Source organism: Halalkalibacter flavus, from assembly GCF_036663575.1.
GTDB classification, from domain to species: domain Bacteria; phylum Bacillota; class Bacilli; order Bacillales; family Bacillaceae_D; genus Halalkalibacter; species Halalkalibacter flavus.
Genome location: NZ_JAWRVK010000352.1, coordinates 1 through 248, shown reverse-complemented (window position 1 = coordinate 248; position 248 = coordinate 1). Strand labels below are relative to the sequence as shown.

The window sequence follows — 248 nt, the reverse complement described above, 5'->3', positions numbered from 1 at the left end:
ACCAGTTCCCTGTGGATCCCCACCTTGAATCATGAAGTCTTGGATAACACGGTGGAAAGTAACTCCATCGTAATAGCCATTTTTACTATGTGTAAGGAAGTTCTCTACCGCTTTTGGTGCTTGTTCTGGGAATAATGCAATGGTGATGTCTCCAAGATTCGTTTTCATTGTTACTGTTGGATTTTCTTGCAGTGATGCGAGATCTAGTTGCGGATAATTTACCGCTTCCGTTTCTTCTACTTGTGTAT

General features: G+C 41.5%; 1 protein-coding gene. It reads right to left on the bottom strand.

Annotated elements, in window-relative coordinates:
* Positions 1–192: peptidylprolyl isomerase (locus tag SAY88_RS25445; protein WP_332635221.1), on the bottom strand; the 192-nt coding region annotated here is incomplete at its 3' end.
* Positions 193–248 lie beyond the last annotated feature (56 nt).